The sequence below is a fragment of the Salinimicrobium flavum genome, assembly GCF_042684505.1.
Classification (GTDB): domain Bacteria; phylum Bacteroidota; class Bacteroidia; order Flavobacteriales; family Flavobacteriaceae; genus Salinimicrobium; species Salinimicrobium flavum.
This window is the reverse complement of the sequence record NZ_JBHULT010000005.1, coordinates 581,520-597,829: the sequence shown is the minus strand read 5'-3', so window position 1 is coordinate 597,829 and position 16,310 is coordinate 581,520. Positions and strand designations below refer to the sequence as shown.

General features: G+C 43.5%; 10 protein-coding genes, 1 tRNA gene and 1 pseudogene. 8 read left to right on the top strand and 4 right to left on the bottom strand.

Annotated elements, in window-relative coordinates; all coding sequences use genetic code 11:
- Genes ACFSTG_RS03145 through ACFSTG_RS03135 form a run of 3 tightly spaced genes read left to right on the top strand, consistent with a single transcriptional unit; the run spans position 1 to position 3,273 of the window.
- On the top strand, positions 1 to 1,488 hold the full coding sequence (locus ACFSTG_RS03145) for a complex I subunit 4 family protein (protein WP_380748354.1): 1,488 nt from the start codon (positions 1 to 3) through the stop codon (positions 1,486 to 1,488).
- 18 nt (positions 1,489 to 1,506) lie between these two features.
- A complete protein-coding gene (locus ACFSTG_RS03140) occupies positions 1,507 to 2,934 on the top strand; it encodes an NADH-quinone oxidoreductase subunit N (RefSeq protein ID WP_380748352.1) in 1,428 nt (475 codons plus the stop codon).
- Between the two features lie 6 nt (positions 2,935 to 2,940).
- Positions 2,941 to 3,273 (top strand): hypothetical protein, encoded by a 333-nt coding sequence (locus tag ACFSTG_RS03135; RefSeq protein ID WP_380748350.1) that lies wholly within the window; start codon positions 2,941 to 2,943, stop codon positions 3,271 to 3,273.
- Positions 3,274 to 3,347: 74 nt separating this feature from the next.
- On the opposite strand, the gene ACFSTG_RS03130 is transcribed toward ACFSTG_RS03135, so the two are convergent.
- The gene (locus tag ACFSTG_RS03130; RefSeq protein WP_380748348.1) at positions 3,348 to 3,932 is read right to left on the bottom strand and encodes a c-type cytochrome; all 585 of its coding nucleotides are present in this window, start codon (positions 3,930 to 3,932) and stop codon (positions 3,348 to 3,350) included.
- 180 nt (positions 3,933 to 4,112) lie between these two features.
- Positions 4,113 to 5,036: a diacylglycerol/lipid kinase family protein gene (locus ACFSTG_RS03125; protein ID WP_380748346.1), complete on the bottom strand. Its 924-nt coding sequence runs from the start codon at positions 5,034 to 5,036 to the stop codon at positions 4,113 to 4,115.
- A gap of 194 nt (positions 5,037 to 5,230) precedes the next feature.
- On the opposite strand from ACFSTG_RS03125, the gene surE reads away from it, so the two are divergent.
- A complete protein-coding gene (gene surE / locus ACFSTG_RS03120) occupies positions 5,231 to 5,974 on the top strand; it encodes a 5'/3'-nucleotidase SurE (RefSeq protein ID WP_380748344.1) in 744 nt (247 codons plus the stop codon).
- A 567-nt stretch (positions 5,975 to 6,541) separates the two neighbouring features.
- On the opposite strand, the gene ACFSTG_RS03115 is transcribed toward surE, so the two are convergent.
- Positions 6,542 to 6,616 (bottom strand) — tRNA-Pro (locus ACFSTG_RS03115).
- Positions 6,617 to 7,019: 403 nt separating this feature from the next.
- Positions 7,020 to 12,959 (bottom strand): HAMP domain-containing protein, encoded by a 5,940-nt coding sequence (locus ACFSTG_RS03110; protein ID WP_380748342.1) that lies wholly within the window; start codon positions 12,957 to 12,959, stop codon positions 7,020 to 7,022.
- A 462-nt stretch (positions 12,960 to 13,421) separates the two neighbouring features.
- Here ACFSTG_RS03110 and ACFSTG_RS03105 point away from each other — a divergent pair, with 462 nt between their 5' ends.
- The 4 genes and pseudogenes from ACFSTG_RS03105 to udk form a co-directional block, all read left to right on the top strand.
- Positions 13,422 to 13,799, top strand: coding sequence for a response regulator (locus ACFSTG_RS03105; RefSeq protein ID WP_380748340.1), 378 nt, complete (start codon positions 13,422 to 13,424; stop codon positions 13,797 to 13,799).
- A 222-nt stretch (positions 13,800 to 14,021) separates the two neighbouring features.
- Complete coding sequence (locus tag ACFSTG_RS03100) at positions 14,022 to 15,212, top strand: PQQ-dependent sugar dehydrogenase (RefSeq protein ID WP_380748338.1); 1,191 nt, start codon at positions 14,022 to 14,024, stop codon at positions 15,210 to 15,212.
- Positions 15,202 to 15,642 carry a c-type cytochrome gene (locus ACFSTG_RS03095; RefSeq protein ID WP_380748336.1) on the top strand — a complete coding sequence of 147 codons (441 nt, stop codon included), beginning with the start codon at positions 15,202 to 15,204 and terminating at the stop codon, positions 15,640 to 15,642. The genes ACFSTG_RS03100 and ACFSTG_RS03095 overlap by 11 nt, the downstream gene beginning before the upstream one ends.
- 27 nt (positions 15,643 to 15,669) lie before the next feature.
- Positions 15,670 to 16,302, top strand: a pseudogene (gene udk, locus ACFSTG_RS03090) (uridine kinase); the annotation flags it as partial.
- Positions 16,303 to 16,310: the final 8 nt, after the last annotated feature.

The following is a 16,310-nucleotide window of genomic DNA, read 5'->3' as shown; positions in this document are numbered from 1 at the left end:
ATGGACATTCTATCACTTTTTGTCATAGCTCCGGTACTGGTAATAGCAGCACTGGTATTCACTAAAGATTTGAGACAGGCACGGCTGGTCGCCATGGCCGGTGGTGTGCTGCAGTTGGGTATGGCCATCAACCTGCTTTTTGCCTACTTCAGGGAAAGGGCGGTAAATGATAGTGTCATGCTCTTTACCAGGGACATGGTGTGGTTTGAGCAATTCAATATTCATTATAATATAGGTGTGGACGGGATCTCTGTGGCGCTGATCCTTCTTACATCCATTATAGTACTGGCAGGGACTTTTATTTCCTGGACCATGGAAGAACTTCCGAAGGAATTTTTTATCTCCCTCATTGTATTATCAACAGGGGTGTATGGCTTTTTTATCTCCATAGACCTGTTCACCATGTTTGTATTTTACGAGATCGCGGTGATCCCAATGTACTTGTTGATAGGTATCTGGGGGTCGGGACCAAAGGAATACTCTGCCATGAAACTCACCCTGATGCTCATGGGAGCTTCTGCAGTATTGATGGTAGGGATATTGGGTATCTATTTTAATTCAAATGCTGACGGGGGCGCACTTACCTTCAATATTCTTGAGATTGCCAAAGTGAATATTCCCGTTGCCGCACAAAACCTGTTTTTCCCATTGACTTTTATCGGTTTTGCGATCCTGGGGGCTTTGTTTCCTTTCCATACCTGGTCTCCGGACGGTCATGCTTCTGCTCCAACCGCAGTTTCCATGCTGCATGCCGGGGTATTGATGAAACTTGGAGGCTATGGAATTTTTAGGGTTGCGATGTTCTTACTTCCGGAGGGAGCAATGGAATGGAGCTGGTTCTTCATCATCCTTTCTGCTACGGGAGTTATTTACGGGGCTTTCGCAGCCTTAAGACAAACAGACCTTAAATATATAAACGCTTACGCTTCTGTAAGCCACCTTGGGATGGTCACCTTCGCATTATTGATGCTGAACAAGACCGCCTGGAACGGGGCAATTTTACAGTCCCTGTCTCACGGATTCATGACTGCCCTTTTCTTCGCCCTTATCGGGATGATCTATGGCAGAACGCATACCAGGGACATTACAAAACTAGGAGGGCTCCTTAAGGTGCTTCCCTTCATCTCGGTGGTATATGTGATAGCAGGAATGGCATTGCTGGGACTTCCAGGGTTCAGTGGATTTGTTGCTGAAATGAACATTTTCATGGGAGCATTCCAGCAAGACAGTATGTTTTACAGGGTTGCGACTATCATATCCATCTCTGCGATCGTGGTCACTGCCGTATATGTTCTTAGGGTGGTGGGCATCATGCTAATGGGCCCGGTCAAGAATGAAGCTTACATTAAAATGGCAGGCGTGACCTGGTATGAAAAAACAGGCATCATGCTGCTGCTTATTCCCATAGTGGGAATTGGGGTCGCACCACTTTGGATCAGCAATCTAATTTTAGAAAGTATTCAGCCCTTTATCCAGGGCGTATTATAATATTTAAACAGTACCAAGATGGAACTTAACAGTTTTTTACTGATGCGGCATGAGATCTTGCTTTTAGCGATCATCCTGCTATTGATCATAGCCGAAATTTTTATCCCCAACAGCAAAAAGAGCAGCATCATGCACCTGGCCCTGGTATTCTTCGGGATCCACACCGTTATTGGATTTTTCCCTCTGGGTGAAAGCAGCTTGTTCGGCGGAATGTTCCGTAGTAATGATATGATCCATTTCTTTAAGAATGTGCTGAATATTGGAGTGTTCACTTTATTACTTCAATCGGCCGACTGGCTTGAGAAAAATATGGTGCAGCAGGAACGGGGAACCGAATTCTTTATTCTTCTCTTTGCATCACTACTGGGAATGTATTTTATGATCTCTGCCGGTGACTTCCTTATGTTCTACATTGGTCTTGAATTATCAACCTTACCGGTTGCGGCACTTGCTGCCTTCGAGATCATGAAACGGGAATCGGGCGAAGCGGGTATAAAATTCATACTTTCTGCTGCGCTGGCCTCAGGGGTGTCCCTTTTCGGGATTTCAATGTTATATGCTACTACAGGTTCCATTTATTTTGAAGATATCATCACCGTACTTACCAACACTAATCTTACCCTCCTGGGCTTCATTTTGTTCTTTGCAGGCCTTGCCTTTAAGATCTCCCTGGTTCCTTTCCACTTTTGGACTGCCGATGTTTACCAGGGTGCCCCTATCAGCATCGCTTCCTATTTGTCTGTGATCTCAAAGGGTGCAGCCGTTTTTATTTTGATGATCCTTCTGTTCACGGTATTAAAACCATTGATGTATATCTGGGAAAATCTGTTATACGGGCTGGCCGTTATCACCATGTTCACCGGGAACCTGTTCGCTCTTCGCCAGCAGAACATGAAACGGTTCCTTGCTTATTCCTCTATCGCCCAGGCGGGATTCATTCTTCTGGGATTGATGACAGGGACACAATTGGGAACCGCTACTGTCGTCTATTTTGTCACGATTTATATCTTTTCAAACCTGGCAGCCTTTGGAGTGGTACAGGCCATCTCTACCCAAACCGGAAAAGAGAATATGGATGATTATGAAGGGCTTTACAGGACCAATCCTAAGCTAAGCCTTATCATGATGCTGGCTTTGTTCTCCCTCGCGGGAATACCTCCCGTTGCCGGTTTCTTCGGAAAATTCTTCCTGTTCACGGCAGCAGCAAGTGAAGGTTATTACCTGCTGGTATTTATTGCCGTAGTGAACGTTACAATCTCCCTGTATTATTACCTGCTGGTAGTAAGGGCTATGTTCGTGAGGAAAGGTGAAGACCCTATCCCTTATTTCAGAAGCAACTTTTATATGAGAGCAGGACTTTTGATCACGGTAATGGGAATACTGGCCCTGGGGTTATACAGCCCGTTATATGATTACATTTATAAATTAAGTGCAGCTTTTAATTAAGAAATTATGGCATTGGACGGTAAACATACTTTTGGAAGTATAGGAGATACCCGGGTAAGTTTTGTTGAAAAAAAGATCAGCGAAGACCGGAAAGAATTTCTAAAGCGACTGCTGGAGCATAATGGTTTCGAGGTGGTCATCGAGGAAGAAAAACGAAAGAATGAGGAAGAACCTCAGCTTTATACTGTAGGGGTCACAGACATTACCTTTAATCCAGTGGTTTGGGTATACGAGAGGAAATTAAAGACCTTTGACGGTCATAAAATGACCGCAGATTACTGGAACCAGGTTTCTGAAAGTACTGCCCCGCAATATTGGCAAAACAAAAGAGCAGAGTAATTTTAGTTAAGTTTAGGATGGACCTGAGAGATCAGGGTTAAGCCTTGCTTTTTTGAGCAAGGCTTTTTTTGGTCCTATTTTAATTTGGCAAGTTTGTCTGGAGGGATTGGTGCAGGAACAATATTTTCAACAGGATCTGTGCTTTTCAGGTAAGCGAACATGGCTTCCAGGTCTTCATCTGTAAGATGGGCAAAATTTGGCCAAGGCATGGGTGGCAAAAGATCCCTTCCATTTTCCATGCCTTTGAACTTTCCTTTGCGCATGGCGGTTTTAAACTGCTCTACGCTCCAGTTACCTATCCCCGTTTCGTCTGAGGTAATATTGGCAGCAAAAGATATACCCCAGGGTCCTACGGCTGCAGTAAGATCACCGTTCATTAACATCCAGCCATTTTTTAAATTAGCTTTGTCAATAGGCGGTATCTCCTGATCCTGCTGATAACCTGAAAGTTTAAGATGAGGGATCTCTTCGGGTCCCCTCTGCCCCATTTTTTTTGGGGAATGACAGTCTACACAGCCTATGGTGGTCACCAAATATTCCCCTCTACTTACTTTTGATTCCTGAAGTTCCTCTTCAGCACCTTCCCCGGGCACCTGGGCATAGTTCTTTTCCTGGCAACCTGTGATAAGTACAGAACTCATAATCACAAAAGCACTCATTTCCAGAAATCTTCTTCGGAAGAGATAAATTTTACAACCTTCTTTCACAATTTCGAAACATATATTTCCCCTCATAACTAATTGTTTATTAATTATTTAGAAAATTATGAAATAAATGGACTTATTCGACACCCGAATTAAAATTGGGGGAATTCCCTAAAAGCAAAATGAGGAAGAGATCTAATCCTTTCGGAAAAATTGAAGGGAAACAGGAGCGACCATGGCAGAGAAAGGATATCGGGAGTAATTCTTGACAAGGTCATCATCAATATGAACCCCGGTACCATTCCATTGCATTTTGACCTTCTTGACTCTCATGGTACGAGAGGCTTTTTGAAATTCTGAAGGAGAAGATGTACCTGATAAGACATTTTCAAGTGCAGTGATTAGTAATTCCCTGTTCTCCTGCGGAATCATAACCAGATCGAGCAGCCCATCTCCCATTTCTGCCGCTGGGGCAAGGAATAGATTGGGTCCTATATAGTTAATATTTAAAAGCTCTACCAGGAGGAAACCACCCTTGATGATCTCACCGTCAGCCTCCAGATAGGCCGTCTTTGGGTTGTACTTTTTTGTGATCTCTAAAAGGGTCTTTACGCTGCGCCTGAGCTCCTCCTCAGGGGATTCATTTTTTACTTCAGAATTTTGCATTTTCCTGATCAAGCGGGGAATGATCCCAAAACCCACTCCTTCATAGAAGTATTGTTCACCCTCCATTCCCTGGATCTTTCCCACATTAAAGGGCTGGATACTAATGTTGGGCTCATAATGAAAATTATCCAGTCCCCCGGTGGTTCCGAGGGTTCTGGCAATATTATTGGCGGTTCCCTTTGGTATGACGTGTACGGGAGGCAATGCCCCAGGCACCCCGGTCTTCATTAAGACCTCTGCCACCTTATGTACGGTACCATCCCCACCCACTACGAAAATCACATCTGGATGGTATTTTTCAAAATCCTCCCACCTATCGGTTTTCGTAGAGACATATCTTATATCCTCAAATGATTTTTCTAAGAGAGAAATTATATGCTTCCTGTCGTGTTCTTCATTTCCTGCTGTGGGATTATGGATGATCTGTGCTTTTTTCATTTTCCGAAAGGTCATTTCATAAATTTACTCATCCCAAAGAGCTATCATTTATTGATTAACAATTACTTATGAAATATTTATTCCTGAAAAAATGATTTTTTACTCCTGTTGTTAAAAGTAAAATAAAATTGCTCTTTTAGCCTCCCGGACTATCCTAAGTGACTTCAGAATTTCGTATTTTATTCTTTCTGGAACTATAAAACTTACCTATGAAAATATTAGTGACCAATGATGACGGAATCTACAGCCCGGGATTAATGTGCCTGGCCAGGGCTGCAGCAGCATATGGAGAGGTGATCGTTATGGCCCCCGATATTGAACAGTCTTCTATGGGGCAGGCCATTACCTCGGGCAAACCCATTACCTATAAGACCTCCCCAATTCATTTTGAAGGGATCGAAGCGTACAGGGTAAGCGGAACTCCGGCAGATTGTGTGGCCCTTGGCGCTCATCTGTTTGATGGTATTGACCTGGTAATATCTGGGATCAATATTGGCTCCAACCTTGGGAACTCGGCATGGCACTCGGGAACTTTATCTGCGGCAAGGCAGGCGGTGTTATTTGGAATAAGGGGAATTGCCTTTAGTGTCTCAGTTGGCGGGAGTGAACCCGATTTTGAGGCCCTGGAACCCTTTGTGACCCGTACTTTAAAGGAGGTGGTGCACCTGTCTCAACGCGAACTGCTCAACGTGAATTTTCCCCGGCAGCCGTTGGGTGATATTGTATGGACATCTCAGTCTGTAAGGCATTATGACGGAAGGGTGATCGAACAAAAGGATCCTATGGGCAGACAACATTACTGGTTTACTGTTATTCCTATAGAGGAAGTAGAGGAGGGATCTGACCGCTGGGCCGTAAGGAATGGAAAAACGAGTATTACCCCTATGATCCTTGATCTTACAGACAAGACATACTTGCAGGAAAAATATAAAAAAAAGGGAAAGACTTCATAAACGGCTAAGCCTGCAGGCTGTCGTCTGCATGGTCTTTTTTGTTGGCCCTGCAGCTGGTGAGCAAGCTCACGCCTATTCGTACCGTTAACATCAGAATTCTAGTTTCAGGATTACCTCCCTGCGGTCGGTGATCCTGAGGGGGTGGAACTAAAACAAAGCCAGCAGGCTGTCGCCTGCACGGTCTTTTTTGTTGACCCTTCGGCTTGTGAGCCAGCTCACGCCTATTCGTACCGTTAACATCAGAATTCTAGTTTCAGGATTACCTCCCTGCGGTCGGTGATCCTGAGGGGGTGGAACTAAAACAAAGCCAGCAGGCTGTCGCCTGCACGGTCTTTTTTGTTGGCCCTGCAGCTGGTGAGCAAGCTCACGCCTATTCGTACCGTTAACATCGGAATTCTAATTTCAGGATTACCTCCCTGCGGTCGGTGATCCTGAGGGGGTGGAACTAAAACAAAGCCTGCAGGCTGTCGCCTGCATGGTCTTTTTTGTTGGCCCTGCAGCTGGTGAGCAAGCTCACGCCTTGGTCCAACAAAAAAGCCCTACACTTTCGTGCAAGGCTTTGTTTCGTCGGGGTGGCAGGATTCGAACCTGCGGCCTCCTGCTCCCAAAGCAGGCGCGATAACCGGGCTACGCTACACCCCGCGACTACAGCTTACGCTGTAAAAAAAAATCATCAAATCCCAAATTCCAAAAGAACAACTTCTACAAGTAGACCGGGAACCGGGCGGAGTTTATCCTGAGCAAATCTCCAAATGAGATTTGACGAAGGGCTACACCCCGAGTTCTGCTGACGCTGACCATTTCAATAGTCAATTTCAAAATTCCAAAAGGACTACTTCTACAAGCAGACCGGGAACCGGGGAATTTTGTCCTGACAAAGGTCAAGCATACACCGCTGTTTAACGGGCTGCAAATATAAACATCTTTTTATTCCTGCGCTACTATTAAAATCTTTTCTTCCTAAGAGAAGGTGAGATAAATTTACTCCCGGTACCAGGAGAAGTTATAAAAGTTTTTTCTAATAATAAATTCTCCTGCCTTTACATTACTGGTGTAGCCATAACTGCAATATGTTCAATAATTTGTCAATATTGACCGGTTTGGTGAGGTAATCATTGGCACCTGACTCAAGACACTTGGCCTGGTCTTCTGGCATAGCTTTAGCAGTTAAGGAAATTATAGGTAAATTTTTATAGGCTGGATTTTTCCTGATTTCGGTTGTGGCTTCATATCCGTTCATTACGGGCATCATTACATCCATCAATACAATATCAATACCTTGTTCCTGCTCTAATTTCTCAATCGCCAATTTTCCGTTTTCCGCAACAATTACCTTCATGCCCGAGTCACTCAGGGTTTTGGAAAGCGCGTATGAATTGCGACCGTCATCATCTACCAACAGTACTTTTTTGTCTTTTAGAACATGCCTGGGGTCATGCAGATCTGTCATTATCTTTTTTTGTCGGGTCGAGAACTTGCTTTCATCACTATGCAAAAACAGGGAAACCTCATCCAAAAGTAGTTCTGGTGAAGCAGCACCTTTAATTAAGATACTATCTGCAAATTTGTTCAGTTCTTTAAGTTCTTTTTTAGTTAGATCCTTCCCGGTATAAACCACTACCGGTGTATTACTGGCCTTTTGATTGGATTTTAACTTTTTCAACACCTCAAATCCGGTTATGTCCGGTAGATTGAGGTCAAGAGTAATACAATCAAATCTTTGGGACATGAGCATTTTTAATGCGTCCCTCCCGGTAACAGCAGTAGAAATATTTACCTCCTTATTATTCAGAATCCTTTTAATTGCTTTTAAAGATGTCTCATCATCTTCGATAATCAGGAGCTCTTTAGTAAGTGAAGTGTGCAATTTTTCCATCTTATGAATGGCATTTTCAATATCCTTGTAGGAAACAGGCATTTGACTAAAGCCAAATGCACCTTTTTTAAGGGCCTCCCGACCCTGATCTGCTGCTGCCATTAAATACACCGGAATATGTCTGGTCTTCAAATTAAATTTCAAATGTTCCAGAACGATGAGTCCCTTTATATCCGGTAACTGTCCATCCAGCAATATACCATTAGGTTGATATTGCACAGCCAGTTTCATTCCTTCTTTTCCATCCCGTGCAAACAGGAACTTATAGCCATATTGCTGCACTATTCTCTTTACCGTTTGAGCTGAAAGTTTGCCATTCTCAATGATCAAAAGGGAATATTCGGAAACTTTTAAATTTTCTCTGTCATCGGGAATATAGGCTTCTGGAATATCCACAGATTTCCTGTCGGCCAACTCCAGTGCGTCACTATTTCCAGAGTTGGCGTACTCTGGTTTGCTGTAAGCAGACATAGCATCATCTATTTCTTTTATCGGGGCACTGGTAAGATCCAGAGGGATATAAACCGTAAAGATACTACCTTTTCCTTCTGTGCTCTCTATATGGATTTCACCCCCTAATAGTCTTGAAAGTTCCCTCGAAATAGTTAATCCAAGTCCTGTACCTCCATATTGACGACTGGTACCTCCTTCTGCCTGCTGAAATGCCTCAAAGATCATCATTCGCTTTGCTTCAGGAATTCCAATTCCGGTATCTTTTACTGATATTTCCAAAACCTCTGACTTTGACAAGGTAATTTCGCGGAAATTAACCCTCTCATCAGGTTTACCGATAGAAACGTTCACCGAGCCTTTTTGTGTGAATTTAATTGCGTTGGAAATGAGGTTTTTTATGATCTGTTCCAAACGCTGCCCGTCGGTTATTATCCTGTCAGGTGCATTAGACCTGGATTGAATAGTAAACTTTAGCTTTTTTGATTTTGCCAGGGGCTCAAATTGGTTTTGCAGGTTATTTGCAAGGTTCTCAACCAGCACTTCTTCGGGATGGATCTGTAGTTTCCCGGCTTCTACTTTGGAAAGGTCCAGAATATCATTAATAAGGTTTAGCAGGCTTAACCCGCCTTCATAAATAATACTGGCAGATTTTTGCTGGTCTTTCAACAAATTCCCTTTTCTGTTATCACTAAGATCCTTAGAAAGGATCAAAAGACTGTTCAAGGGAGTTCTCAATTCATGAGACATATTGGCCAGGAATTCTGATTTGTACTTACTGGCCAGCTCCAATTCCTTGGCTTTTCGTTCAACCTCAACCCTGCTAAATTGCAGATCTTCTTTCTGCATTTCCAAATCTTTAGTCTTGGATTCAAGATCTTCATTAGCCATCTGCAATTCCTTACTCTGGATTTGAAGTTTTTCCTGTTGTTTCAACAACTCTTCAGATTGTCGTTGCGACTCTTCAAGCAGGTCCTTCATTTTCTCCCTGTCCAGGGAAGAGTTTGTGGTAATAGCTATGTTTTCTCCAACTGATCGCATTAATTCCAGTTGACTGTCATTAAAGGATTTAAAAGAACCAATTTCGATCACCCCTTTTACTTCGCCATCTATAATAAATGGCTGGACCAAAATATTCTGTGGTTTTGTTTCCCCCAGACCTGAAGAAACACTAATATAATCTGTAGGTATACCTGAAATGACGATCACTTCTTTTTCGAGAGCAGCCTGTCCTACAAGACCTTCCCCAAAATCAAATGTGGTTTTAAGCGATTTTCTTCTGGTAAACGCATAGGAACCAGTCATTCTCAACTGTTTTTTATCGTTGTTCTTTTCGGCCAGATAAATTACTCCCACATGACCGTCCAGGTATTTAGTTAGATAGGAAATAATATTTTTGGATAAGGTCAAAAGGTCCTGTTCCCCACGCATTCTGTCGTTAAGTCCAGCTTGACCTGTCTTAATCCATGCTTCATTCTCATTCTCTTCAGAAATTCGCTTCAGGTTCTCGGTCATCGTGTTCAAAGCGATACCCAGTTGATCTGCCTCACTACGAAGTGGCATCTCAATGGCAAAGTTACCTTCGGCAATAGTATTTGCCGCTTTTACAATGGTGGTGAAACTGTCAACCATCGCATTGATGTTATTCTTAAGTTCCTGAACCTCACCCTTAACTTCCACATCAATTTTCCTGGAGAAATCTCCACGGGCCAATGCGGTAGATACACCTGCGATATCCCGTACCTGCGAAGTTAAGTTACTCGCCATCTGGTTCACATTATCGGTAAGGTCTTTCCAGGATCCTGCAACGTTTGGTACTTCGGCCTGTCCTCCCAGGATTCCTTCTGTTCCCACTTCACGGGCCACATTGGTAACCTCATCTGCAAATATGTTCAGGGCGTCGACCATGATGTTAATGGTGGTAGAAAGTTCCAATACCTCCCCTCCTTTTCCTTGTTCAGAAATTTTCTGTGAAAGATCCCCGTTTGCAACTGCAGTTGTAACCGATGCGATCTCCCGTACCTGTGTGGTAAGGTTACTCGCCATGGTGTTCACATTATCGGTCAAACCTTTCCAGGTGCCCGCAACGTTTGGTACTTTTGCCTGTCCTCCCAGCATACCTTCGGTTCCCACCTCACGTGCCACACGGGTTACTTCCGCAGCAAAAACGTTCAGCGAGTCCACCATCTGGTTGATCGTATCTTTTAGTTCAGCAATTTCTCCTTTTACATCAATGGAAATCTTTTGAGAAAGATCCCCGTTTGCTACCGCAGTTGCTACGTTGGCGATCTCCCTTACCTGACTGGTAAGGTTACTCGCCATGGTATTCACATTTCCGGTAAGATCCAGCCACGCACCCGCAACATTGGGCACTTCTGCCTGACCTCCCAGCATTCCTTCGGTACCTACCTCACGGGCCACCCGTGTTACCTCGTTGGAAAGGATGTTCAGGGAATCCACCATCGTATTGATGATCGTGGAAAGTTCCAGTACTTCTCCCCCTTTCTCTTCTTCGGAAATCTTTTTAGATAAATCTCCGTTCGCAACAGCCTTGGTTACCGATGCAATTTCCCTTACCTGGGTGGTAAGGTTAGATGCCATGGTATTCACATTCTCTGTTAATTCCCACCATGCACCCCCAACGTTTGGAACCTGCGCCTGACCTCCAAGAATACCTTCGGTACCTACCTCGCGTGCCACACGCGTTACCTCATCTGAAAATATATTCAGGGAATCCACCATCGTGTTGATGGTTTCTTTTAGTTCTGCAATTTCGCCTTTCGCTTCAATGGCAATTTTTTGAGCAAGATCTCCTTTTGCCACCGCCGTTGCCACATTCGCAATTTCCCTTACCTGTGTGGTAAGGTTCGAGGCCATATAATTTACATTATCTGTAAGATCTTTCCAGGTTCCGGCCACGTCGGGTACCTCAGCCTGTCCTCCAAGAATTCCTTCTGTCCCTACCTCTCGCGCAACCCGGGTTACCTCATCAGAGAAGATGTTCAGTGAGTCCACCATCTGGTTGATGGTGTCTTTAAGTTCCGCAATCTCTCCTTTCACATCAATAGTAATTTTTTGTGAAAGATCCCCATCGGCTACCGCGGTTGCCACATTCGCAATTTCCCTTACCTGGGTTGTCACGTTGCTTACCATGATATTCACGTTGTCGGTAAGATCTTTCCAGGTTCCGGCTGCAGTTGGTACAGTTGCCTGTCCTCCCAGTTTTCCTTCGGTACCCACTTCCCGTGCAACACGTGTTACTTCCGCAGCAAACAAGGTTAACGAGTCAACCATGCTGTTGATCGTATTGGAAAGGATCAATACCTCTCCCCCTTTTCCTTGTTCTGTAATTTTTTGTGAAAGGTCTCCCTGCGCAACCGCTGTGGTTACAGAGGCGATCTCCCGCACCTGATTGGTCAGGTTGCTTGCCATTGTGTTTACATTGTCGGTAAGATCTTTCCAGGTTCCTGCCACATCGGGTACTGTAGCCTGTCCTCCCAGTTTTCCCTCTGTACCTACTTCCCGTGCCACACGGGTTACCTCGTCAGAGAAAATGTTCAGGGAATCCACCATCTGGTTAATGGTATCCTTTAGTTCTGCAATCTCTCCTTTTACATTAATAGATATTTTCTTTGAAAGGTCACCATTTGCAACAGAAGTCGCTACTCCGGCGATCTCCCGCACCTGGGCTGTAAGGTTGGAAGCCATCGTGTTTACGTTCACCGTAAGATCCTTCCAGGTCCCCGCAACATCGGGCACATCTGCCTGTCCTCCCAATTTTCCTTCTACACCCACTTCACGCGCCACGTTGGTTACCTCTGCAGCAAAGATGTTCAGGGAATCCACCATTCTGTTAATGGTAGTGGATAACCCAAGAACTTCCCCACCTTTTCCTTCTTCCGTAATTTTTCTGGAGAGATCCCCATCGGCCACCGCTGTGGTTACCCGGGCAATTTCCCGTACCTGCTCTGTCAGGTTACTCGCCATGTGGTTTACATTATCTGTAAGATCCTTCCAGGTTCCCGATACGTTAGGTACACTTGCCTGTCCTCCCAGTTTTCCTTCTACACCCACCTCACGTGCCACCAGGGTTACCTGTTCCGCAAAAATATTCAAACTCCCCAGGGTTCGGTTGATTACATCGGCCATAGCCCGGAAATCACCGGTTACAGTAAGACTAAATTTATCTTCCAGTTTTCCTGCCGCTATACTGTTAAGAATACGGCTTACCTCAAGTACCGGTTTTGCAATTGCTTCAATAAGGATGTTAATGTTATCGATCATATCCTTCCAAACCCCGGTGGAGGCCCTAAATTCTGCCCTGGCATCAAGGTTACCTTCGATTCCACCAACACGTGATATACGGGATACTTCTGTACTTACCCCCCCAATCATTTCAACCATGGTGTTGTATGCTTCGGCCACATCAGCGAACTTATCATTCCTTTCCTTTGACAGCCGAACAGAAATATCACCTTCCCTAAATGCTTCCAGTGCAAATATTAATCTGTCCAACTGTTCATGCATGTAATCGCTGTCCTTAAACATTTCCTTATCAGCTACCCTTTTGGACTTTTTTACAATTGGGCGTTTTGCTGGCGTAAATTCCCGGGAAGGATTTTTGCTACTTGATTTGGGGGAATTGGTCTTTTTTGACATTTTAACTGAGGGGTTTAATTCAACTAAACTGGGTAAATATGGAAAATAAACTTCTGGGGTTTTAATTTAACGGGACCGTAAAAAAAGAACTTTATATCCAAAAATTGTGTGAAATAAATGTGAAAATTGGATAATTAAAAAAATGGGAAGCCGATGGTGAGGACCCCTTCAGAGTGTTAAATAGCCTGCTTTGTGAGGGAATATGCCCCTCTATTGATCAATTTTCAATAAAAAAGAAGATTATAACCTTTTTTTAATATAATTAGTGATTGGTGTATTAAGACAGGTTGCTATTTTTGGCAAGTGACAGCAGCACACGGAAAAGAAAATCAGGTTTTTGAACCATAAGGATTTTTCCTGAAAAAGTGGTTATTGCCCCTTTTAAGGGATAAGTAAAATAAACGAATATCCTTTACAGTATCTTTTAAGACAAAATTTATCAAATCAACATAAAAAATAAATATGAATAAAATTCTACTAGTTGAGGACGATTACCACCTGGGGATTATACTTCAAGACCAGCTTGAAATGAATGGTTATGAGGTAAGCCTTTTAAGATTGCCCGGTGAAACGGTCGAAAATCTAATGAAGGATAATTTTGACCTTGTAATTATGGATAAATTACTGAGTGGGATCGATGGGACACAGATCTGCGCAGAAATAAGGAATACAGACTCGGTCTCAGATGTACCTATTCTCATGATGTCAGGATTTGATGGTGCCCGGGAAATTTGTATCGCTGCCGGAGCTAATAATTTTATCGCCAAACCCTTTGAAGTTAACAGCTTCCTGCAGAGTATTGAAGCTACAATAAGTAAATCAAAGGATTTTCAGGAATAAGGTTGATTTTTGAAAAGGGATGCTCAAAATTCCAATTACTAAAATTCTCAACCCAGATTCAAGGTAATTCTTCTATAAATATTAATGTAGTCAGAAATTATCTTTTGTATTTGAGAAAGGAAACCCTAAGTACCGCTTCCTATTTTTCAGCTTATATATTCTTCATTATTTTCTTGTTATCTTTGACCTTCGGAATCTAATGATCACCTTCAATATTTAAAAATGAGAAACCTACTTCTTCTTAGCCTTAGTCTTAGTCTTAGTCTTATCGCCTGTGGCGAAAACGGAAAAACCACCGATGAAGATCAGGCTGTTGTTACCGATACTGTACAGCAACCAAACAAGCCCATCACCATTCCTGAAGAAAATTTAACCAGCGCTCAATATGAGTACGAGGTGATAGTACCCGACCTGCAGATAGCATGGGGAATGGACTTTCTTCCAGACGGCAGTATGTTGATCACCGAAAAAAGCGGGGAACTTATTCATTTCAGAGATGGGCAAAAACAACAGGTGCAAGGGGCACCAAAAGTGTATAACCGCGGCCAGGGAGGATTTCTGGATGTGGCTTTAAGTCCTGATTACGACAGCACAGGCTGGATCTATTTCACCTATGCCTCTTCTGAAGGGGAGGGAGAAGGCGGCAATACCGAACTTATGCGTGCAAAACTCGAAAATAACCAACTCACCAATAAAGAAGTGCTTTATAAAGCCACTCCAAATTCCACCAGGGGGCAGCACTTTGGATCACGTATAGATTTTGACGGGGAAGGTCATTTATATTTCAGCATTGGTGACCGTGGAGACAGAGATGTGAACCCACAGGATCTCACCCGTGACGGCGGAAAAGTTTACAGGCTAAACCTTGATGGCAGCATTCCGCAGGACAACCCGTTTGTGGGAGAAGCAAACGCAAAAGAAGCCACTTTTTCATACGGACACAGAAATCCTCAGGGAATGATTTTCAATCCTGAAACCGGTGAGATCTGGGTTCATGAGCATGGCCCACAGGGAGGTGATGAGATCAATGTGGTCAAAAAAGGTGCAAACTTTGGGTGGCCAGTGGTTAGCTACGGTATCAATTACGACGGTACTTCTTTTACAGACAAAACCTCGGGACCAGGTTTTGCAGATCCAATCTTCTACTGGGTGCCTTCTATCGCGCCGAGCGGATTTGCCTTTATAACGTCAGATAAATACCCCGAGTTAAAAGGTGATCTTCTTGTAGGATCCCTTAAATTCCAATATGTAGAACACCTCAGCCTTGATGGCAAGAAAGTGACGGCAAGAGAAAAGATCCTCGAGCAGGTAGGCCGTGTACGGGATGTTGTTGAAGGCCCCGATGGATATATATACGTTTCAGCAGAAGGAAAAGGTATTGTAAGAATAACTCCAAAGGAGAATGCAGAATAAGCTTATCCTCATTTTTTCATTGTTTTTATTTGCCGGTTGTAAAAATGCTTCTGAAGGAGAGAATTCTTTAGATCATATTTCCGCAGAAAAGAGTCCGGAACTTAAAGAAAGTATCTCCCGTGGTGCCGGGATTTACAACAACTTCTGTGCTTCCTGCCATCTCGCAGGCGGGGAAGGGATTGCCGGGGTTTTTCCGCCTCTTAAAGATTCAGACTGGTTGACTGAAAAAAGGGAAGCCTCTATTCATGCCGTTAAGTATGGACTTAAAGGCCCCATAAAAGTGAACGGGGAAAAATATGATAACCTCATGCCTGCACTGGGCCTTGAAAATGGAGAAATAGCAGATGTTTTCAATTACATCAATAACTCCTGGGGTAATAATGTAGAAAAACCTGTTACCAAAGAGGAAGTGGCAGCTATAGAAAAATAATTGTAGTTTTTACCACAGGTAAATAATTACCTTTGCGCCAAATTTTGGAATATGTTGATCATTGGAATTGCCGGGGGAACCGGTAGCGGAAAAACCACCGTTGTTAACCAGATAATTGAAGAACTCAAGCACGAGGAAGTTGATGTCATCTCTCAGGACTCTTATTACCAGGATACCACTCATTTATCTTTTGAGGATAGAAAAAAGATCAATTTTGACCATCCCAAATCTATAGATTTTGATCTACTGGTCTCGCACCTGCAGGACCTTAAGGCCGGTAAAAACATTCAGCAACCGGTATATTCTTTTAAGGAACACAACCGCACAGGGGAAACGATCACGATAGAACCCCGCAAAGTGATCATTGTAGAAGGGATCCTTATTCTCACCCACCCCGATATCAGGGAAATGTTTGACATCAAGATCTATGTTCATGCAGATAGTGATGAAAGGCTGATTAGAAGGTTAAAGCGCGACATAGCCGAGAGAGGACGTGACCTGGATGAGGTGCTTAACCGCTACCAGACCACCCTCAAACCCATGCACCAGCAGTTTATTGAACCCACAAAAGAATTTGCAGATATCATCATTCCTACCAACCGTTACAATACCGTAGCAATTGATATCGTACAAACAATTATAAGGCAGCGTTTACTGTAATTTTGTAT